Raw genomic sequence first — 18,563 nt, forward strand, 5'->3', positions numbered from 1 at the left:
CACGGCGTAGCACAAGCATTTGAAGAAGGTGAAAAATAAAAAGCTCTGATAATCATCATGATCACCAGAGCTTTTATTGTAGCCTCGCCAAGAAATTATTTGATATGATAACCATATCAATAGCTATAAATTTTAATTTAAAATTGAACTAGATATTGTTGTAAAGAAAAAGTATCTTATACTGAATTATAGAGTAAAAAAAATGCCGTTTTTAATAGAGTAAAAAAATTAGGTCCGGATCATTCCTTAGCTTCAAAATCCGATAGAGTCGTTGGTCAGAGGGATTGAGAAAGGGGAAATCAAGTCAACATCGCTTTGCGTCTTGTCCTCTTGCTTTTCCCCACAATAAAAAAATTGATACTGCAACAAAGCAGCTGATCTTCAAAAAAAACGGGAACTGTCGGTCTTCATTAAAACTGTTCTATCCAATAAGGTTTCCATTCGAATCGTAAAATTCGGTTTTAGTAATAGTGGAATTCTGATCCTTATATTCCATTTTATAGGAACCGTCACTATTTATGGTTTTCCAAATCGAGGTACCGTCGGCGAATGCTGTAATAACTTCAATTAAAGTTCCCTTATAATAAGTTTCGATCACATCTGTTCCTTCACCATCAACATCATATAAGAAGTTGGTGATATAATCACCTGCAGTCACTTTCCACCTAGTTCTTTTTTCTTCCTCATCAAAGAACATTTCTTCGGTACGTCCCGTTGATAAAGCACCGGGATCATGTTTAATCCAGCTCTCCAGGGTATGATCATTTCGATATTTAAAAGATTCGGTTGCAGTAGAGTTTGGGGAATTTATTTCAATTTCCAGATAATCTCCAGCTGAATTGTAAGTATAAATTTTGACGCTAGTGACTTCCGATCCGTTGTTAGAATATAGGCTATTAGTTTTTCGATTTCCATCAGGAAGATGGGTATAAACTTCCCTATAGATGGTATTGAAATTTTCATTCTGTATTTGAACCACAGCTGCCTTAATTTTTAAATCTGAGCCCAATTCAAGAAACTGAACAGCTTCAAATCTGGAGTTATCCATATTCACCTTTTCTATTTTAGAAATCAGATTTGATTCGCTATAGAAAATCTCCACAATCTCATTGAAATTAAGCTCCCCATTTTCAAAAATATCCAGCTCATATGAAGTTGGCAATCCTTCAGAATTATATTCCTTATACCTCAGTTCATAAACTACACGGTTTGGATATTTTTCATATAAAGTTGATGTTGCTAACAATCCTTCTTCCTTTGTTTCGTGAACCCAGTAAATACTGGAAGGAGGTTTAGGAATCCAATCCTCGATGGTAGGGGTGAAATTCATGAATATTCTATTCTGCACATCATAGTTAAGATTAAGATTTTCAGCGAGATGGAGAGCCGCTTCTTCAGGATACACAACAGACAAATTGGATCCAGTAGACATATTGACCTCCGCAATAATTTGACCTAGTACCTTTTCGATAGGTTGCATAAAATCAATACTGGAAACCGTTATAGCATTAACTGTAGAGGCAGTTATTTCAATTCCATTTGATGGATCCTCGTCGTTATCCAAAGACTGGAGGAATGCTGCAATATTTTTAACTTCAATAGAGTTTATGTCTGGATTATTTGATGACGCAATGTCAATGGGATTCATATTTTCTTTAGCAATTCCACTTCCTATAAGAATATCCCCCACATAAAAGGTTACGGTCTCTCCTTCTAGATATTCAAACTCTCCGTTTTCGTCTGTTACACCACTTTTAGTCTCAGTGGTATACTTCAGGCCACTTACTTGAGAATCTATAAAAATTCCTGTTTCAGTTCTGGCTCCCGTTTCTCCTTTGCCTGTATCATCTGTAGAACACCCACAAATTACCGTCAAGCTGACAATAGTAATAATTCTATAGAATTCCCTCATAATTGGTTAGATTTTATGCCGTCGTTCAATGACAACCCATTGTTTTACAGCAATTTAACTGATTTTATTAACTGCATAAATTAATATTAAGTTAATTTTAACTTGAAATGTTTTTAGACATTCTATTAATTCGAATTACCCGAAAAACATTAAAAATTCCTGTTTGAATCTTCTGAATACTGAATGTTAATCCTATACACCTCCCGTAGAGCCTTCGCGCAGCCATTTTTCTGTCATTTTTTCGTAAATCGGAAATAGGATAGGCCGTATTATTAATTGGACAGTGTGGACAACAGTTAATGCTCGCCGGCTAATTTCCTAATTCCATTATTTTGCATTTAAAAAAAGGGTTGCCTGAAGGGCTAAGGAAGCGATTATAGGTAAAGGAGGATTTTATAATTTATTTCAATTTAGCCGACGGTAGGGAATGTATACTAGTAGCGGCAAGTGATTGTGTCAAATAAATAAAACCCTGTAAATCAATAGATAAACAGGGTTTCTAATTAATTAAATAATGTGAAGTAGCCTCGCCAAGAATCGAACTTTTCTCTTGGACCCTGTATTCCTGCTGGGTTTGATAAAATAGTTTCTGAAATGTTGACGATTTGTGAACTCGCATAAGTTGATTTTTCCTCTTGATAATAAAGATAATTATTTGATGTGAAACCATTGAATTAAATATGTCGTGAAGAAAATTTGAGTAAAAAAAGTACCGGTTTTAGAAGGGTTACACCCTTTTTACTAAAAAATTTAAATAGGTTCGGATAATCCTTTTTGTCGAAATCCGTAAAAGCCTCTAGCCATAGGGGTTGCCAAATGGGAAACCAACTCAACATCGCTTCGGCGTGTTGCCCTCTTGCTTTTCCCTACAGACGTAAAATACATAGTTTGGGAACGATTTATCAGTTATTTCTAGACAAAGGCGGCGAGCGAGGGTTCTCAAATTTTCCTAAGCAATTAGATTTCCGTTTGAATCGTAAAATTCGGTTTTAGTAATAGTTGAATTCTGATCCTTATATTCCAATTTATAGGAACCGTCACTATTTATGGTTTTCCAAATCGAGGTCCCGTCGGCGAATGCTGTAATAACTTCGATCAAAGTTCCATGGTAATAAGTTTCGATCACATCTGTTCCTTCGCCGTCCACATCATATAAGAAGTCAGTTATATAATCACCTGCAGTCACTTTCCACCTAGTTCTTTTTTCTTCCTCATCAAAGAACATTTCTTCGGTACGTCCCGTTGATAAAGCTCCGGGATCTTGTTTAATCCAGCTCTCCAAGGTATTATCATCTCGATAATAAAACGTTTCGGTTACAGTAGAGTTTTGGGAATTAATTTCAATTTCTGAATAATCCCCGGCCGAATTGTAAGTATAAATTTTTACGTTAGTTAGTTCCGATCCATTATTGGAATACAAGCTATTCGTTTTTCGATTTCCATCAGGAAGATGGGTATAAACTTCCCTATAGACGGTACTGAAATTGTCATGTTGTATTTGAACCACCGCTGACTTTATTTTTAACTCCGAGTCCAATTCAAGAAACTGAACAGCTTCAAATCTAGAGTTATCCAAATTCACCTTTTCTATTTTAGAAACTAGATTTGATTCATTGTAGAAAATCTCCACGAGCTCATTTGATATAAGTTCCCCATTTTCATAAATGTCCAACTCATATGAAGTTGGCAATCCCTCAGAATTATATTCCTTATACCTCAGGTCATAAATGATACGGTTGGGATATTTTTCATACAAGGTTGATGTTGCTAACACTCCTTCTTCCTTTGTTTCGTGAACCCAGTAAATACTGGAAGGAGGTTTGGGAATCCAGTCCTCGATGGTAGGAGTAAAATTCAAAAATGTTTTATTCTGTACAACATAATTGAGGTCAAGACTTTCAGCGAGATGTAGAGCTGCTTCTTCAGGGTATACAGCAGACAACCAGGAACCAGTCGACATGTTGACCTCTCCAATAATTTGTCCTAATAGCTTTTCAATAGGTTGCGTGAAATCAATGTTGGAAACAGTTATAGCATTAACTGTCGAGGCGATTATATCAATTCCATTTGAAGGATCATTGTCGTTGTCCAGAGACTGCAAGAATGCAGAAATATTCTTAACTTCAATAGAATTTATGTCTGGGTTAGTAGATAACGCGATGTCAATGGGACTCATGTTTTCTTTGGCAATTCCACTTCCTATAACGATATCACCCACATAAAAAGTTACGGTCTCCCCTTCTATATATTCAAACTTTCCATTTTCATCCGTAACACCGCTCTTAGTCTCAGTGGTATACTTCAACCCACTTACTTGAGAATCTATGAATATGCCTGTTTCGGTTATGGTTTCCGTTTCTTCATTACCTGGATCATCTTTAGAACACCCAGATATTAGAGTCAAGCTGACAAGAGTAATAATCCAGTATAGTTTCCTCATAATCGATTGAATTTTATGCCGCCGACAACTAACAACACATTGTTTTACAGCAATTTAACTTATTTTATTAACTGTATAAACTAATATTAAGTTAATTTTAACCTTGATGTTTTGGCCTTCTAGTAATTCTAATTTCTCGACAACATAGAATATTTACTTTTTGTATCCTGAAGCGCCTTCCATTTTTCTCTGGATCTGTCCTTCTGAACATCAGACCCTGTCTAATTTCATTTACTTCCCGTAGAGCCTTCGCGCAACCATTTTCTGTTGCTTTTTTTTCGTAATTCGGAATTAGGATAGGCCGTAATTTAAAATATAAAGTTTAGGTTATTCAGTTAGTGCAGGCCGGCTAATTTCCGAATTACGTTGCTTTGCATTTTGGAAAATGGTTGCCTGAAGGCTAAGGAAGATTATAGGGAAAGGAGGACTCTATTTTGTACTTAATTCGAGTTGGATTTCTATTTAGCGAACTCGTGGTAGCAGCGGCGACCGGAATGGTGCGACTGGATTTTCCCAGGAGCGAAATACAGGGAGTCCTGCTGCCATGGGTTCAAGATCATTTCCGAAGCTCTTTTCCCGCAGCATAGTGAAGGGGAATGTGCTGAGGAAAATTTTATTTTAAAGCGTTTAAAATCGCTGCATATGCAGCATAAGTTTTTCATTTAAGTCTTTAAAGCCTTTATAGACCGATGAACAATCCTTGATTGAATATTTCTTAAGTTCATGGACAGCTTTCCTTCCTGCAGGATCATTGTCCAGATATAAATTGATCTCCTCATAGTTGCCCAGTAATTGAAAGCTATTTTTCAAAAAGCCAAGGGAGTTCAGTACAATACTATCTGAGGAACACACCAGGTCCAAATCCAGTGTAGCGAGGGATAAAAAATCAAACATTCCTTCGAAGAGTAAGAGTTTTTCATTTCCTTTTCTAATGGAACTGTACGATTTAGGAGCTGTCGAATTTTTAAAGAATTTATTCCTAAGCTCCCATCCTCCTAAAGAATTTGGGAGCCCAATTGAGAAATGGGTCTTTCCATTATGGGTGTACCACACCTCCTTACAAAACAATTTGGCAGTAGATTCTGATATCCCTCTTGACTTGAGATAATGAATAAGTGCCGGGTGTTGTAATTCTTTAACCTTAATGACTTCAATGGAACTATTTCTTCTGGTTTGCTTGATTACCGGCGGGTTAAAGAAAAATGAAGTTTGGCTGCTTAGGTAGCGCAGAGCATCTACCGCTGTGCAGGATTTCAACTCCATAACCAGATCTATAACATTCCCTCCTTTTGCAATTCCGAAATCGTACCAAAGGTTTTTGTACAGAGTTACACAGAAAGATGCTTCTTTTTCTGTCCGTAGCGGACTCAGATACCAGGCAGCTTTGCTGGTTTGTTTTTTAGGGACAACACCAAAATCTCCAAGAACTTTTACGATGCTCTTTTGTCTGGCCTCCTTCCAATCCAATAAATTATTTTCCATATGTCATTTTTTCACTTACCTATCTTACCTTATGCATTATTACTGGGCTAAAACTTACCTGAGCTATCTTTCTTGATCTTACCCATCTTACCCTTGGGTAAGATTAGGTAACATTAATTTTTTTTCTTTTACCCGCTTAGAACTCTTTATTGAACCGGCTTTTCCTTTATTAGGTAACTAGGTAACTTTTTTTTACTGTTTTTTATATTACCTAATTCACAATAGCTCCAGAGGAGAATTTTTAAAAAGAGGGCGGACCAGGTATCCATAAACCTGTCGCTTTGGTTCTTTGATCCTTTCGAATCCACGGCTTTTTAATGCCTTTCCCATGCTGATCACATTCAACCGTGAATTAATGCAATTAAGACTGGCAATAATATCCGAGGCAGTCATAAATTCATTTGGATCACTGCTAATTTCAAAGTACTTCGATAGAAATTCTTCCTCCATGGAAGGTTCTTTGTATGGTTTGTTGCGTTCTTCATTTTGCAGAATATCCTGTAATGATAGTTCCGGATCAAAACTTTCTTCACTATAGGCTAAATGATATGCCTGTGCCCATACATCATTAATATCTATTTCCTTGAAGTAGTCAAAGTTGATCTTTCCCAGAAGGTCAAAACACAACCATCGCACAGATCCTGTTTCATCATTAAGAAAAGTGGTCCTATTAGTTGAGCCTACAAAACTGCATATTCTTTGGAGGGAAGTATTTTTCCGGTCATACGGCAATCTTTCATTGATCATAGTTTTAGAAAAATAGGCTTTCAGAGCATTGATTTCCTTTTTTGCCAGGACAGACAATTCGTCAAGGTTGATCAGGAAATTCCTTGCCAGCTGAATCCTGGCATCTTTATCCGTACTCATGTCCTCAGCAAAATAGGTCCGCAATTCAGGAGGACACAGGAAACGGCACCAGGTTGACTTTCCTGAATTTTGTTGTGCCTGCACCAGGACAAGACACTGCTTATTAAAATACTGTTCCTCCAAGGCACATTTCACACATCGAACCAACCACTTCTTGAAATGATACTCGAATAAAGCTTGTTCTTTCAATGGCAAATAACGGGCGAGCTTCACTATATGATCCTTTCCATCCCAGTCAGGTAAAGATTCAAAATATTCTCCAAGCGGATTAAACTTTGGAATCAGATGAGAGTTAAGGAAGATTTCCAGTTTTGATAAGGAGATTTCTATGTTAGCCTGGGCTAGCTCAATGAGAAATGAATTCACTTCTAATTTCTCCCAATTGTATTATGAAACTGTAGTCAAGATCTCCCAAATAATAATTTTTCCTATTGTATTCCTTTTTTAAAAAAAGTCGGATATAGTTTTGGCTTGTAAGATAGAGACGTGAAGTATTGTTCTTCAACTTGGAAAACATATTCTCATTATGATAAAGAAATAGATCCTCGAAAGTAAATAGGTTCTGATCTTCTTTAAAATATCTTGCCTTGATGTTTTCCGGAGAAATTACTTTTCCTTGATACCGAATTTCCTGATAAATTTGAACAAGACGAGCATGTTCCTGATCCAGAAACAAATTTAGATCCCTAGCTTTAGTTCCTGTTCCTCTTACTCGCTGTTTTACGGAATCCCAGCGATTTACTTCCACTTTTCTCTTGAGGCTAATATTTAGCTTCTTTCTGTTTACGCTTATTCTGACATAAAGAGGCGCCTCATTATTTTTTGTACGCTGGGAATAGACCCAGAATAGGACTGAAAAAGTTGCATTTGTTCGCATAACTGATGTTTTTACTTAGACATTTTACGAGAATCCAATCACCAGTTTTGAGTAAACAAAAGACCTTTTAAGATAGAAACAAAAGCTGGAAAAATGTTGACGATTTGTGAACTTTTTTCTTCAATTTCATCTTATTTCAAATAACATCAAAAAAAATGAAAACCCTGACAACTCATTGATTATCAGGGTTTTTAATATGTTAAAGAAATGTTAAAGTAGCCTCGCCAAGAATCGAACTTGGATCTAAAGTTTAGGAAACTTCTATTCTATCCATTGAACTACGAGGCCTATTATTGAGTGGCCGGTTGGTCTAAAGTTTAGGACCCCGATGCTTCAGGGCTATTCTATCCATTGAACTACGAGGCCAAAATTACTTTCACCCAATGAAGCTTATTATGCAGCCGCATCAGGCGGGAACAAATTTAAAAAGTTCCCCTTAGTTTCCCTACCCATAGCTTTATTTTTTTACTCAAATCAGCAAACCGAATTTATTCCTTATTTTTAGGAAAATTAACCACATGAGCATAAGAAACTTACCCTTCGTCCTTTTTATGACATTTAGCCTCAGTGCATTTTCTCAAAACGCAGGAGTTTTCAAAGATCAGTTCGCCCACACCTATTCAATAGTGGCGCGAGATTCGGTAACAGGCGAAATGGCCGTGGGGGTACAAAGCCACTGGTTCTCTGTAGGATCACTGGTGCCCTGGGGAGAATCTGGCGTGGGCGTAGTCGCCACCCAGTCTTTTGTGAACCCGGCTTATGGTCCGCAAGGCCTGAAGCTTATGGAAGAAGGAAAAACCGCTTCGGAAGCATTAGGGATCCTTATCGCCCAGGATGAAGGGAAGGAATTCCGCCAGGTAGCTTTCCTGGACAATGCAGGTCGCACTGAAGCTTTCACAGGAAAAAAATGCGTGGAGGCAGCCGATCACATTACAGGAAAGAATTTTTCCGTCCAGGCCAATATGATGCTTAATAATGAGGTGGTACCTGCTATGGAACTGGCTTTTAGAAGCCACCCTAATCTACCCCTGGCCGAAAGGGTGCTAAAGGTCCTTGAAGCAGCCCAGCAAACCGGTGGTGATATTCGCGGAAAGCAGTCGGCGGCATTGATCGTGGTGGGCCCCGAAAAAGTGGATAATGAGTGGGAGGATAAGCGCATAGACCTGCGGGTGGATGATCACCATGCTCCCGTAGAAGAACTGGGCCGGCTTCTGAAGGTTGCCCGCGCCTATGAATTCATGAACAAAGGAGATGTTGCCATGGAGGAAGAAAACGTCGCTGAAGCGCTTGAGTTCTACGGAAAGGCCATGGAAATGTTTCCGGAAAACCTGGAAATGCAATACTGGACCGCGATAGCTTTGGCCAACAGCGGAAGGTTGCAGGAGGCTAAGCCCATGTTCGACTCTATATTCCAGCAGGATGAGAACTGGCGGGAAATGACCAGAAGATTGCCCGCTTCGGGCCTTTTAAATATTTCGGAAGAAGAATTGGAAGAAATTGTAAATTAGCAAAAATTGACCGATATGAAAACAAGAGGAATTAACCTGATGCTATTTGCCTTTTTACTGAGTATAGTCGTTTCCTGCAAAGACCAGGAGAAAGACCCTGAACAGGCTGCAGCGCAAACCGAAAATGAAGCGCCAGGCAAGGTTACAGAAGATAAGATCAAGGTGAACCCTGCTCACGGTCTTCCGGGACACAGGTGCGACCTGCCGGTAGGAGCGCCTTTAGATGCCGCGACAACTTCAAACCCGACACCTACTTCCGAATTGCCGTCTACCTCGGTATCCCCAATAAGGATTGACCAAACACCAGATGTGAATCCTCCTCACGGCGAGCCTTACCACGATTGCTCTATTCCGGTAGGGGCAAAATTGGAAAAATCATAACATTCCATAACCCGAGTTTTAGCAGATTTTTCGCAGTGGTAATTTCTTAAGGAAACAGAAAATCTGTACCTTAAAAAGAAAAGAGCCATGGAAGATAAAGCATTGGAATTTGCCAGGGAGGCTCATGGTGACCAACTTCGAAAATACGGGGATGAACCCTATATTCAACACCCCATAAGGGTTGCAGGGCTGGTGAGGACGGTGCCGCATACTACTGAAATGATCTGTGCCGCCTACCTGCATGATGTGGTAGAAGACACTCCTGTTTCAATACGTGACATTCAGAGGAAGTTTGGCCAGAAAGTGGCCCTGCTGGTTGATGAATTAACAGATGAATACGTAAAGGAAAAGTACCCACACCTAAACAGGAGAAAAAGAAAGGAAAAAGAAGTGGTCCGCCAATCCAATATTAGCAAGGCAGCCAAGACAATTAAGCTAGCTGATGTTATTGATAATACCCGCGACATCATTCAAAATGACCTGGGATTTGCACGTCGCTACATCCCTGAAATGGCAGCTCTTACCGAAGCCCTGCAGGGAGGAAATTTCCGCCTGTTTTTAAAAGCCTGTTACGAAGTACAACGAGGATTGTATGTTCTTAATAACGACAGGCCGGTTTCTGGAAGAAATGTAAAATAACCTCTTTTTCTGACTTATTTTCAGAAAACCTGAAAAGATGACGTGTTGACACCCTTACCTCAAATCTTCACAACCCCTTTAAATTCAACACCTAACACCAACTCTCCCACCAAATTCCGCATTAAAGGAGATAATTAAGTAGCCCTGTACAGTCTTTGCACATACTGGTATTGAAAATTTATTCGTAAATTTTTGTCTGTTACTTTTCAGGCAAAAGAAATCTAAAAAAACACAAATGAAAGTTTTAGTTATTGGTGCAGGAAATATGGGTCTTACATATGCGGAAGGAATGGCCTCATCAACTTATTTGAACCGCAGAAAGTTAATGGTCTTTGATGTTTCTCCAGACAAGATCATATCCCTCAAGGAAATGGGAATGTTTGATGTTTATGAGAAAATGGAAGATGCCTTACCTCAAGCAGACGTGGTTTTCATTGCGGTAAAACCTTATCACAGCGAGGAACTATTTGAAAAGATGAAGCCCATGATGAACGAGGAGCAAATAGCAGTTTCCCTTATGGCCGGGGTGACCATTGAAACCATTCAACAAGGACTTGGAATAAAGAAGGTGGTTCGTACCATGCCCAATTTACCTGCACAGGTAGGAAAAGGGGTTACTTCTTATACTGAATCTGAAGAGGTTTCCAGGGTGGAACTTTTGATGATCAGGAATTTACTGGACACAACAGGAGAATCCATCCATGTGAAAAACCAGAATTTCATTGATGCCTCCACCGGGATCTCGGGTAGCGGTCCTGCATATGTCTTCTACTTCATGAACTCTATGCTCGAAGCTGCCAAGAAAATGGGCTTTTCAGATAATGATTCCAGGGTACTGGTAAGCCAGACCTTTGAAGGAGCGGTAGAACTTTTTAACCGCAATGATCTTTCCCCAACTCTTTGGATGGACCGCGTGGCTTCAAAAGGAGGAACTACAAGGGCCGCTCTTGACTCCATGGACGATAACAACGTGAAAGAACTTATTAAGGAAGCCGCTTACGCCGCCTTTAACAGGGCAGTAGAGCTGGGAGAAGAAGATTAAATTTCAGCTCTTTAAGAGACAGAGAAAAGCCCGGTTTTGAAAACCGGGCTTCTTTATGTTTTTTCGGGAAAAGATCTTAATTCCTGACACCCAAATTTCTTTTTATTTTTTATTCGAATATTTAGCGAAAATTAAAAATAACACTATATTTGCATCCGCAAAATTGATTGCAAACATTCCTCCTTAGCTCAGTTGGTTAGAGCATCTGACTGTTAATCAGAGGGTCCTTGGTTCGAGCCCAAGAGGAGGAGCAAAAAGCAACAGAAGGCTTTTCAAAAATTCTGGACATATTGAAATTCCTCCTTAGCTCAGTTGGTTAGAGCATTTGACTGTTAATCAAAGGGTCCTTGGTTCGAGCCCAAGAGGGGGAGCAGTGAAGCCCCGCATTTTTATGTGGGGCTTTTTATTTTAAAAACTTTTGGGCGAGAAGCCTGTCCCGAGCGGCAGTCGAGGGGAGCCCAAGAGGAGGAGCTTTTTAAATGCCATCTTTTATAAGGTGGCTTTTTTTTATCACAATACTACCTACCCATTAAATATTAAGTATCCGGAATTAAAAAAGGCTGAAGTTATCTTCAGCCTTTTCTTTTCCTTATCAAGAGTTATTTTTACTCAAACAACCATCTGTAGATATCATTTCCGTTAGCGAACAGCACCAGGGCAATAAGAATGATGAACCCTACCAGCTGCGCGTATTCCATGAATTTCTCGTTGGGTTTTCTTCCGGAGATCATTTCATATAACAGGAACATCACATGCCCACCATCAAGCGCCGGAATTGGCAGTATGTTCATGAAGGCAAGAATGATTGAAATAAAAGCTGTGGTCATCCAGAATGCCTGCCAGTTCCATGCATCGGGGAATAATCCTCCAATGGCTCCAAAACCACCAACCTGGGTCGCACCTTTCTTGGTGAACACATATTTGAACTGCGCCACATAATCGTGCAGCGTCCAATACGCGAGGTCAAATCCTTTGCTGACGCTTTCCCCAAGAGAATAGGTTTCTTTCCTGATATTGATAGAACTTGCCTTGCTTATTCCAATATTTCCTTCTTCATTGGGAGTGACCGAAATGGTTCTCAATCCTCCTGCCAATACCCGCTCACCTTCCTGGTCCAGCTCCATGCTCTCAAATTTTCCGTCACGTCTAAAAACTATCTCCAGCGGCTTGTCCTGGCTCTCCCCTATTTCGCGGGTCAATTCATGCCAGAAGCCTATTTCCACATCGTTCACAGAAATGATCCTGTCTCCTTTCTTCAATCCGGCTTTTTCCGCAGGGCTGCCGGCAACCACAGAATCAAGTACCGGAGCTTCCATTGGCACGAACGGTTGCAGCACTCCCTGTTCGAACATGGTAGAACCTATTTCTTCGGGAATGGAAATGGTCTCTGTTTGCCCGTCCTGGTGCAGAACAGTGATGCTTTCAACATCCCTTAGAAAAAGATATTTATTGATATCTATACTGTTCTTCAGGTCATCTCCATTCACCTCAAGCACACGATCGCCATCCCTGAAGCCCATTTCTTTAAAAGTGTCATCTACGGCAAATCCATTGGGCATGTCTTCCGGAGTGATATACGGACTTCCCCAAACGAACAACACCATCATGTAGATCAGGAATCCCAGGATGATATTCACGGTCACCCCACCCACCATGATGATCAATCGCTGCCATGCAGGCTTGCTTCTGAATTCCCATGGCTGCGGTGGTTTTGCCATTTGCTCGCGGTCCATGCTTTCATCTATCATTCCCGCGATCTTTACATAACCTCCAAGCGGAAGCCAACCAATTCCATATACTGTACTACCTATTTTCTTCTTGAAAAGAGCGAATTTGACATCAAAAAAGAGGAAGAATTTTTCAACCCTTGTCTTGAACAGCTTCGCCGGGATAAAATGCCCCAGTTCGTGCAGCACGATAAGGATTGACAAACTTAAAATGAGTTGTAAAGCTTTTATAAAAAACGGATCCATATGCAATCTTCGAAAATTAAAATCGCACAAAAGTAACCTTTTAAAGGTTGCTAAAAAAGTCCCTGCACCTGCATGGGAATTTCTCAACGTAAAATTCCGGGCTGCGACTTCCCTAATTTGATATTTAGAATGTAATTTTGCGGAAAATCAGTCCAGTATGCTCCGTTTCTTCGCGAAATATAAGTTCTTCGGAATATTCCTTTTTGTGCTTTCGGCTATCATTATTTTGATCATTTACAATGTTCTGAAACCACAGGAGCGGCTTCCGGTATATCAGCCCAACATGGTGAGTAATGAACTGGTAGACTCCACCATTCAGGAGGTGAGAAAATACCACACTATCTCCGATTTTAAGCTCTACAACCAGAACGGGGATACTATTACCCAGGATTTCTACGACGGAAAGATCTACGTAGCCGATTTCTTTTTCACAACCTGCCAAACCATTTGCCCTATCATGACCGATCATATGCTGAAGATACAGGAGAAGCTGAAGGACGATCCTGAAGTCCTCCTGCTTTCACACACCGTGATCCCAAATGCAGACAGTGTTCCGCAGTTAAAGAAATACGCACTCGAAAAAGGCGTAAATGACGCGAAATGGAACCTGGTTACAGGCGATAAAAAACAGATCTACGACCTGGCCCGTAAGTCCTACCTTGCGGCCAAAAGCGAGGGAGACGCGGGTCCTTTTGACATGATACATACAGAGAATTTTGTGCTGGTAGATAAAGAAAAACGCATTAGGGGCTTCTATGATGGGACCAGTTCCGAGGCCATAGATGATCTGCTGCACGACATAGAAATTCTCAAAAAAGAGTGAAATTTTCCTCGTTAAGACTTCCGCTTTTCTGATAAGGATCAGCTTTGCGCTTTTTAATTCTCTCTTTTCGCTTTACAAGTTTTTGTAATCCTGAATTTTGCCTTATTTTTGCCTTGTTTAAAATCAATCTAAATAAACATTGAGTAAGACGATCGCAGATTTGAAGAGAGGCCAGCGCGGTATCATAAAAGAGTTTTCGGCAGAGGTGATCCCCTTGAAGCTGCTGGAAATGGGCTGTCTTCCCGGTAATGAAGTAGAGCTGGTGCAAATGGCCCCATTCAGAGATCCGTTATACCTCAATATCAACGGAAGCCACCTTGCCATTAGAAAGGAAACGGCCCTGAATATTCAAATAGAAATCCTCCCCTAAAAATGGGAAAACAGATCAATGTTGCACTTATCGGGAATCCCAACACGGGTAAGACCTCGGTATTCAATCTGCTTACAGGTTTAAATCAGCAGGTGGGTAATTACCCCGGAATAACTGTTGAAAAGAAGGAAGGGATCTGTAAACTTCCGCGGAACGTTAAAGCTCATATTCTTGACCTGCCCGGAACATACAGTTTAAACGCTTCCTCTCTTGACGAGAACGTGGTCATTGAACTGCTGCTGAACAAGAACGATAAAGATTATCCCGATGTGGCAGTGGTGGTGAGCGATGTGGAGAACCTGAAAAGGAATCTTTTGCTGTTTACCCAGATAAAAGATCTTGAGATCCCTACTATCCTGGTGATCAACATGGCTGACAGGATGAGCAGAAAAGGGATCTCTTTAGATATTCCTGAACTCGAGAAACAACTTAAGACAAGGATAGCACTGGTAAGTGCCCGAAAAAAATCGGGAATTGAAGAACTTAAGGAACATATTCTCAATTACCGGCACATCTCTACAGAGCCCTGTTTGAATGCTTCGGTAATGGATCCTACCTATTTTGATAAGCTACGGAATGCCTTTCCTAACCAGTCGCTGTACAAGCTTTGGCTGGTGATTACCCAGGATGTGAATTTTGGAAACCTGAACCGGAACAGCATTGATAACAAACAGGATTTCCGCACCAAGGACGAAAGCACCCTGAAAAAGATGCAGCAGAAAGAAACCATTCTGCGTTACCAGTTCATCAACGGAGTCCTCAAACAGGCAATGAGCGTTGATGTCAACGCGGCTAAGGGGCTTAGGGCAAATTTTGACCGTATTCTAACTCATAAGGTGTGGGGCTATGTGATCTTTTTTTCCATTTTACTCCTGATATTTCAGGCGATATACGACTGGTCCAGCTATCCAATGGATTTTATTGACGATAGCTTTGTGGTCTTGAGCGAACTGGTAAAACAGAATTTCCCTGCCGGAGATTTTACAAACCTGGTTGCAGAAGGCATCATCCCCGGTCTTGGCGGGATAGTGATCTTCATCCCACAGATCGCCTTCCTCTTCCTGTTCATTTCCATACTGGAAGAAAGCGGGTACATGAGCCGCGTAGTCTTCCTGATGGACCGTACCATGAGGAAATTTGGATTAAGCGGAAAAAGCGTTGTGCCGCTGGTATCAGGGACTGCCTGTGCCATCCCGGCCGTCATGGCTTCAAGAAACATTGAGGACTGGAAGGAGCGTCTTATTACCATTCTGGTGGTACCCTTCACCACCTGTTCGGCAAGGCTGCCAGTTTACCTAATCATTATCGCCCTGGTCATCCCAGACAGATCATTTTTAGGCTTTAACCTTCAGGGGCTAACCCTTATGCTGCTTTACCTGCTTGGTTTCTTTATGGCCATCTTTGCAGCCTGGGTGCTTCATAAAATGCTTCAGATCAAGAGCAAATCATACTTTGTGATCGAAATGCCTAATTACAAAATGCCCATCTTGAAGAACGTGGGGATCAATGTGCTGGAAAAGACAAAATCATTCGTGGTTGGTGCCGGAAAGATCATTCTCGCAATTTCGATCATCCTGTGGGTGCTGGCAAGCTACGGCCCGGGAGATGAATTTGATAACGCCGAAAGCATAGTTCAGGAAAAGTTCAGTGAAACCTATCTTCCGCAGGAAGAATTAGATAATAAAATAGCCTCTTATAAATTACAGCATTCCTATATCGGCAATATAGGAAAAGCCATAGAGCCGGCGGTAGCCCCATTGGGTTATGACTGGAAGATTGGCATAGCCATTGTAAGTTCCTTTGCCGCGAGAGAAGTGTTTGTTGGGACCCTTGCTACCATCTACAGCGTGGGCAGCGATGAGGAAGAAACCATTAAGGCCAGGATGAGCTCAGAAGTCAATCCCATCCTGGGCGGACCACTCTTCACCTTTGCCAGCGGAGTAAGTCTCCTGTTATTCTATGCCTTTGCCATGCAATGTATGAGCACCCTGGCTATCGTAAAAAGAGAAACCAACACGTGGAAATGGCCGGTACTGCAGTTAGTAGCCATGACCGGGATAGCTTATATCGCTGCCCTGGCTGCATTCCAGGCTTTGAGTTAGAATTTAAAAATGATGGAAATGATTCAGGAAATATTAGTCTTTATCACCTTTTTTTGGGCAGTAGGATACATGTTCACGAAGTTCATTTATAAGCCAAAATTCCTCTTCGGAAAAAGCAAAGCTTCAAACAAATCCTGCGGCACTGAGTGTGGAAGCTGTCATTAAGGAGCAATATCCAGTAGGAATCCTAAAGAATATTCTTTAGGAGTGATCTTTTTTGGCGTGGCCGGATAAGGATCTAACTGCAAACTTGAGAACTTGATCTCTCCCAATTCTAATACTTCTGAAGTCCTGCCGGATATGGTCACTTGCCTTTCAAAATAATTCCGGTTGAAGTTGGTCCCCAGCAGTATTTTAGCCTCTCCTTCCCAAATGCAGGCTACGCTTTCCGGACATCGGGAATCAGAGATCACCTTTATAAATTCAACTGAAATATCCCCGAAAATTTTTTCCTCTCCTAACTTTAAAGAATCCATCTCAGCTACCTCGCTCTTTTGAGCTCCCTGAGCAAACATCAGCGGACTGGAATTAAAAAGCATGAACAGGATGATCCCTAATTTTTTCATACTCTAAGGACGAGGTAAACATCCGGGTATTACAGATCAACCCAGCCCAACATCCAGGGTCATCATTACCATGAAACCGCCGATGAAGCCCATGGTGGCAATGTCTGTATACCGTTCCTGTTGTGATTCCGGGATCACCTCCTCCACTACCACAAAGATCATGGCTCCTGCCGCAAAACACAAGGCATAAGGCAAAATGGGCTCAAAGGTCATCACTGCCCAGGCTCCAAGTACCGCTGCCACAGGTTCCACGATAGCCGAAAGCTGCCCGTAATTAAAGCTTTTCCACCTGCTTAGCCCCTGTCCTCTTAAAGGCATGGCCACCGCGAAACCTTCGGGAAAGTTTTGAAGACCGATTCCCATTGCCAGTGCTACTGCTCCACCAATACTAGCCCCTTCAAGCCCCATGGCTGCCCCGCCAAAAAGCACTCCAATTGCAAGTCCTTCAGGAATGTTGTGCATGGTAATGGCCAAAGTAAGCAGTACAGATCTGTGCCAGGGAGTTTTCACCCCCTCTTTATCGGCCATTTTAAAATTCACATGTAGGTGAGGTAAAACCTTGTCCAGCCCAAAAATGAAAAATGCACCCAGGCCGAATCCAACCACTGCAGGAATCACCTTTTGAAATCCTTCTCCTTCGCTCATTTCGATCCCCGGGGCAAGAAGGCTCCAGAAACTGGCTGCCACCATCACTCCGCCCGTGAAGCCAAGCATCCCGTCAAAAAGCGCCCGGTTCATTCTTTTAAAGAAGAATACCAACGATGCTCCGGTCGCCGTTAACCCCCAGGTGAACAATGTGGCTAAAAAGGCTGCCCAAACCGGGTCAATCGATTCAAAGTATGCGATTATATTGTTCATGATTCAATAGGTTTTACAAATAAGTTGTTTGAAACAGTATGGGAGATCAAAAGTTCCTTATCATCAATTTTTACGAGCAGTGACTTGTCATATTCTTCCTTATAGACAATATGTATCTGCTTCCCAAGGGCAATGTGGTTCTTATCAAGGTACCTGAGGAACTCGGTGGAAGAATCTTTTACGCCCACGCAAACTCCCGTCTGACCCTTTTCGAGATCGGCCAGGAGCAGGTTATTGGCGATACGGAAATTCCCCTGCGCATCGGGAATAGGATCTCCATGCGGATCCCTTTTTGGATTTCCCAGGAAATTGTCCAGTTCGTTGGTAAGTTTCGCTGACTTGATATGCTCCAGCTGCTCTGCTATGTCGTGTACCTCATCCCAGGAAAAATTCAGTTTTTCAACCAGGAAAACCTCCCACAGCCGGTGTTTCCGTATCACCTCAACCGCTGTTTTTTTCCCTTTTTCGCTCAGTTTTACCCCCTGGTATTTCTTATATTTTACCAGCTCCTTGTCTGAAAGTTTCTTGACCATATCGGTGACCGAGGAGGCTTTGGTCTCCATTTGTTCGGCCAAAGCATTGGTGCTCACTCCTCCCGAATATTTCTTCTGAAGGTGAAAAATGGCCTTTAAATAATTTTCTTCTGAAAAACTGAACATAAACGAGGTGTGTTTTTACACCCCAAAACTACATTTTTTATTATTCAGAAACAATTTTTAGATA

Annotated in this window: 16 protein-coding genes and 3 tRNA genes; 9 read left to right on the forward strand and 10 right to left on the reverse strand. The window is 41.2% G+C overall.

The genetic code is table 11. The features are described from left to right. Positions 1–421: 421 nt before the first annotated feature. From BLS64_RS01615 to BLS64_RS01640, 6 genes are all read right to left on the reverse strand, one after another. Entirely contained in the window at positions 422–1,912 is a 1,491-nt protein-coding gene (locus BLS64_RS01615) for a hypothetical protein (protein WP_093111071.1), read from the reverse strand. A gap of 949 nt (positions 1,913–2,861) precedes the next feature. After that, positions 2,862–4,352, reverse strand: coding sequence for a hypothetical protein (locus BLS64_RS01620; protein WP_143019256.1), 1,491 nt, complete (start codon positions 4,350–4,352; stop codon positions 2,862–2,864). Between the two features lie 627 nt (positions 4,353–4,979). After that, entirely contained in the window at positions 4,980–5,834 is an 855-nt protein-coding gene (locus BLS64_RS01625; RefSeq protein ID WP_093111075.1) for a toprim domain-containing protein, read from the reverse strand. Between the two features lie 216 nt (positions 5,835–6,050). Further along, on the reverse strand, positions 6,051–7,067 hold the full coding sequence (locus tag BLS64_RS01630) for a VapE domain-containing protein (protein WP_093111077.1): 1,017 nt from the start codon (positions 7,065–7,067) through the stop codon (positions 6,051–6,053). After that, complete coding sequence (locus BLS64_RS01635) at positions 7,048–7,578, reverse strand: Arm DNA-binding domain-containing protein (RefSeq protein ID WP_093111079.1); 531 nt, start codon at positions 7,576–7,578, stop codon at positions 7,048–7,050. The genes BLS64_RS01630 and BLS64_RS01635 overlap by 20 nt, the downstream gene beginning before the upstream one ends. A gap of 216 nt (positions 7,579–7,794) precedes the next feature. Further along, positions 7,795–7,866 (reverse strand) — tRNA-Arg (locus BLS64_RS01640). Positions 7,867–8,096: 230 nt separating this feature from the next. Here BLS64_RS01640 and BLS64_RS01645 point away from each other — a divergent pair. From BLS64_RS01645 to BLS64_RS01670, 6 genes are all read left to right on the forward strand, one after another. Then, entirely contained in the window at positions 8,097–9,086 is a 990-nt protein-coding gene (locus tag BLS64_RS01645; RefSeq protein ID WP_218124591.1) for a DUF1028 domain-containing protein, read from the forward strand. Between the two features lie 15 nt (positions 9,087–9,101). Beyond that, entirely contained in the window at positions 9,102–9,467 is a 366-nt protein-coding gene (locus tag BLS64_RS01650) for a hypothetical protein (RefSeq protein ID WP_093111081.1), read from the forward strand. A gap of 87 nt (positions 9,468–9,554) precedes the next feature. Next, positions 9,555–10,106 carry an HD domain-containing protein gene (locus BLS64_RS01655; RefSeq protein ID WP_093111083.1) on the forward strand — a complete coding sequence of 184 codons (552 nt, stop codon included), beginning with the start codon at positions 9,555–9,557 and terminating at the stop codon, positions 10,104–10,106. Between the two features lie 196 nt (positions 10,107–10,302). Beyond that, a complete protein-coding gene (gene proC, locus BLS64_RS01660; protein WP_256325184.1) occupies positions 10,303–11,148 on the forward strand; it encodes a pyrroline-5-carboxylate reductase in 846 nt (281 codons plus the stop codon). Positions 11,149–11,325: 177 nt separating this feature from the next. Continuing rightward, positions 11,326–11,399, forward strand: a tRNA-Asn gene (locus tag BLS64_RS01665). Between the two features lie 46 nt (positions 11,400–11,445). Beyond that, positions 11,446–11,519 (forward strand) — tRNA-Asn (locus BLS64_RS01670). A 234-nt stretch (positions 11,520–11,753) separates the two neighbouring features. Here the strand turns inward: BLS64_RS01670 and rseP are convergent. Next, complete coding sequence (gene rseP, locus BLS64_RS01675) at positions 11,754–13,121, reverse strand: RIP metalloprotease RseP (RefSeq protein ID WP_093111087.1); 1,368 nt, start codon at positions 13,119–13,121, stop codon at positions 11,754–11,756. A gap of 157 nt (positions 13,122–13,278) precedes the next feature. On the opposite strand from rseP, the gene BLS64_RS01680 reads away from it, so the two are divergent. From BLS64_RS01680 to feoB, 3 genes are all read left to right on the forward strand, one after another. After that, positions 13,279–13,944 (forward strand): SCO family protein, encoded by a 666-nt coding sequence (locus tag BLS64_RS01680; RefSeq protein WP_093111089.1) that lies wholly within the window; start codon positions 13,279–13,281, stop codon positions 13,942–13,944. 139 nt (positions 13,945–14,083) lie between these two features. After that, positions 14,084–14,314 (forward strand): FeoA family protein, encoded by a 231-nt coding sequence (locus BLS64_RS01685; RefSeq protein WP_093111091.1) that lies wholly within the window; start codon positions 14,084–14,086, stop codon positions 14,312–14,314. Positions 14,315–14,316: 2 nt separating this feature from the next. Then, entirely contained in the window at positions 14,317–16,416 is a 2,100-nt protein-coding gene (feoB, locus tag BLS64_RS01690) for a ferrous iron transport protein B (RefSeq protein ID WP_093111094.1), read from the forward strand. Positions 16,417–16,577: 161 nt separating this feature from the next. On the opposite strand, the gene BLS64_RS01695 is transcribed toward feoB, so the two are convergent. From BLS64_RS01695 to BLS64_RS01705, 3 genes are read right to left on the reverse strand one after another with little or no spacing between them, the layout of a single operon-like run. Beyond that, the gene (locus BLS64_RS01695; protein WP_093111096.1) at positions 16,578–16,982 is read right to left on the reverse strand and encodes a hypothetical protein; all 405 of its coding nucleotides are present in this window, start codon (positions 16,980–16,982) and stop codon (positions 16,578–16,580) included. Between the two features lie 36 nt (positions 16,983–17,018). After that, entirely contained in the window at positions 17,019–17,840 is an 822-nt protein-coding gene (locus tag BLS64_RS01700) for a ZIP family metal transporter (protein WP_093111098.1), read from the reverse strand. Further along, a complete protein-coding gene (locus BLS64_RS01705) occupies positions 17,837–18,499 on the reverse strand; it encodes a metal-dependent transcriptional regulator (RefSeq protein WP_093111100.1) in 663 nt (220 codons plus the stop codon). The genes BLS64_RS01700 and BLS64_RS01705 overlap by 4 nt, the downstream gene beginning before the upstream one ends. Positions 18,500–18,563: the final 64 nt, after the last annotated feature.

The sequence above is a fragment of the Salinimicrobium catena genome, assembly GCF_900102915.1.
Classification (GTDB): Bacteria; Bacteroidota; Bacteroidia; order Flavobacteriales; family Flavobacteriaceae; genus Salinimicrobium; species Salinimicrobium catena.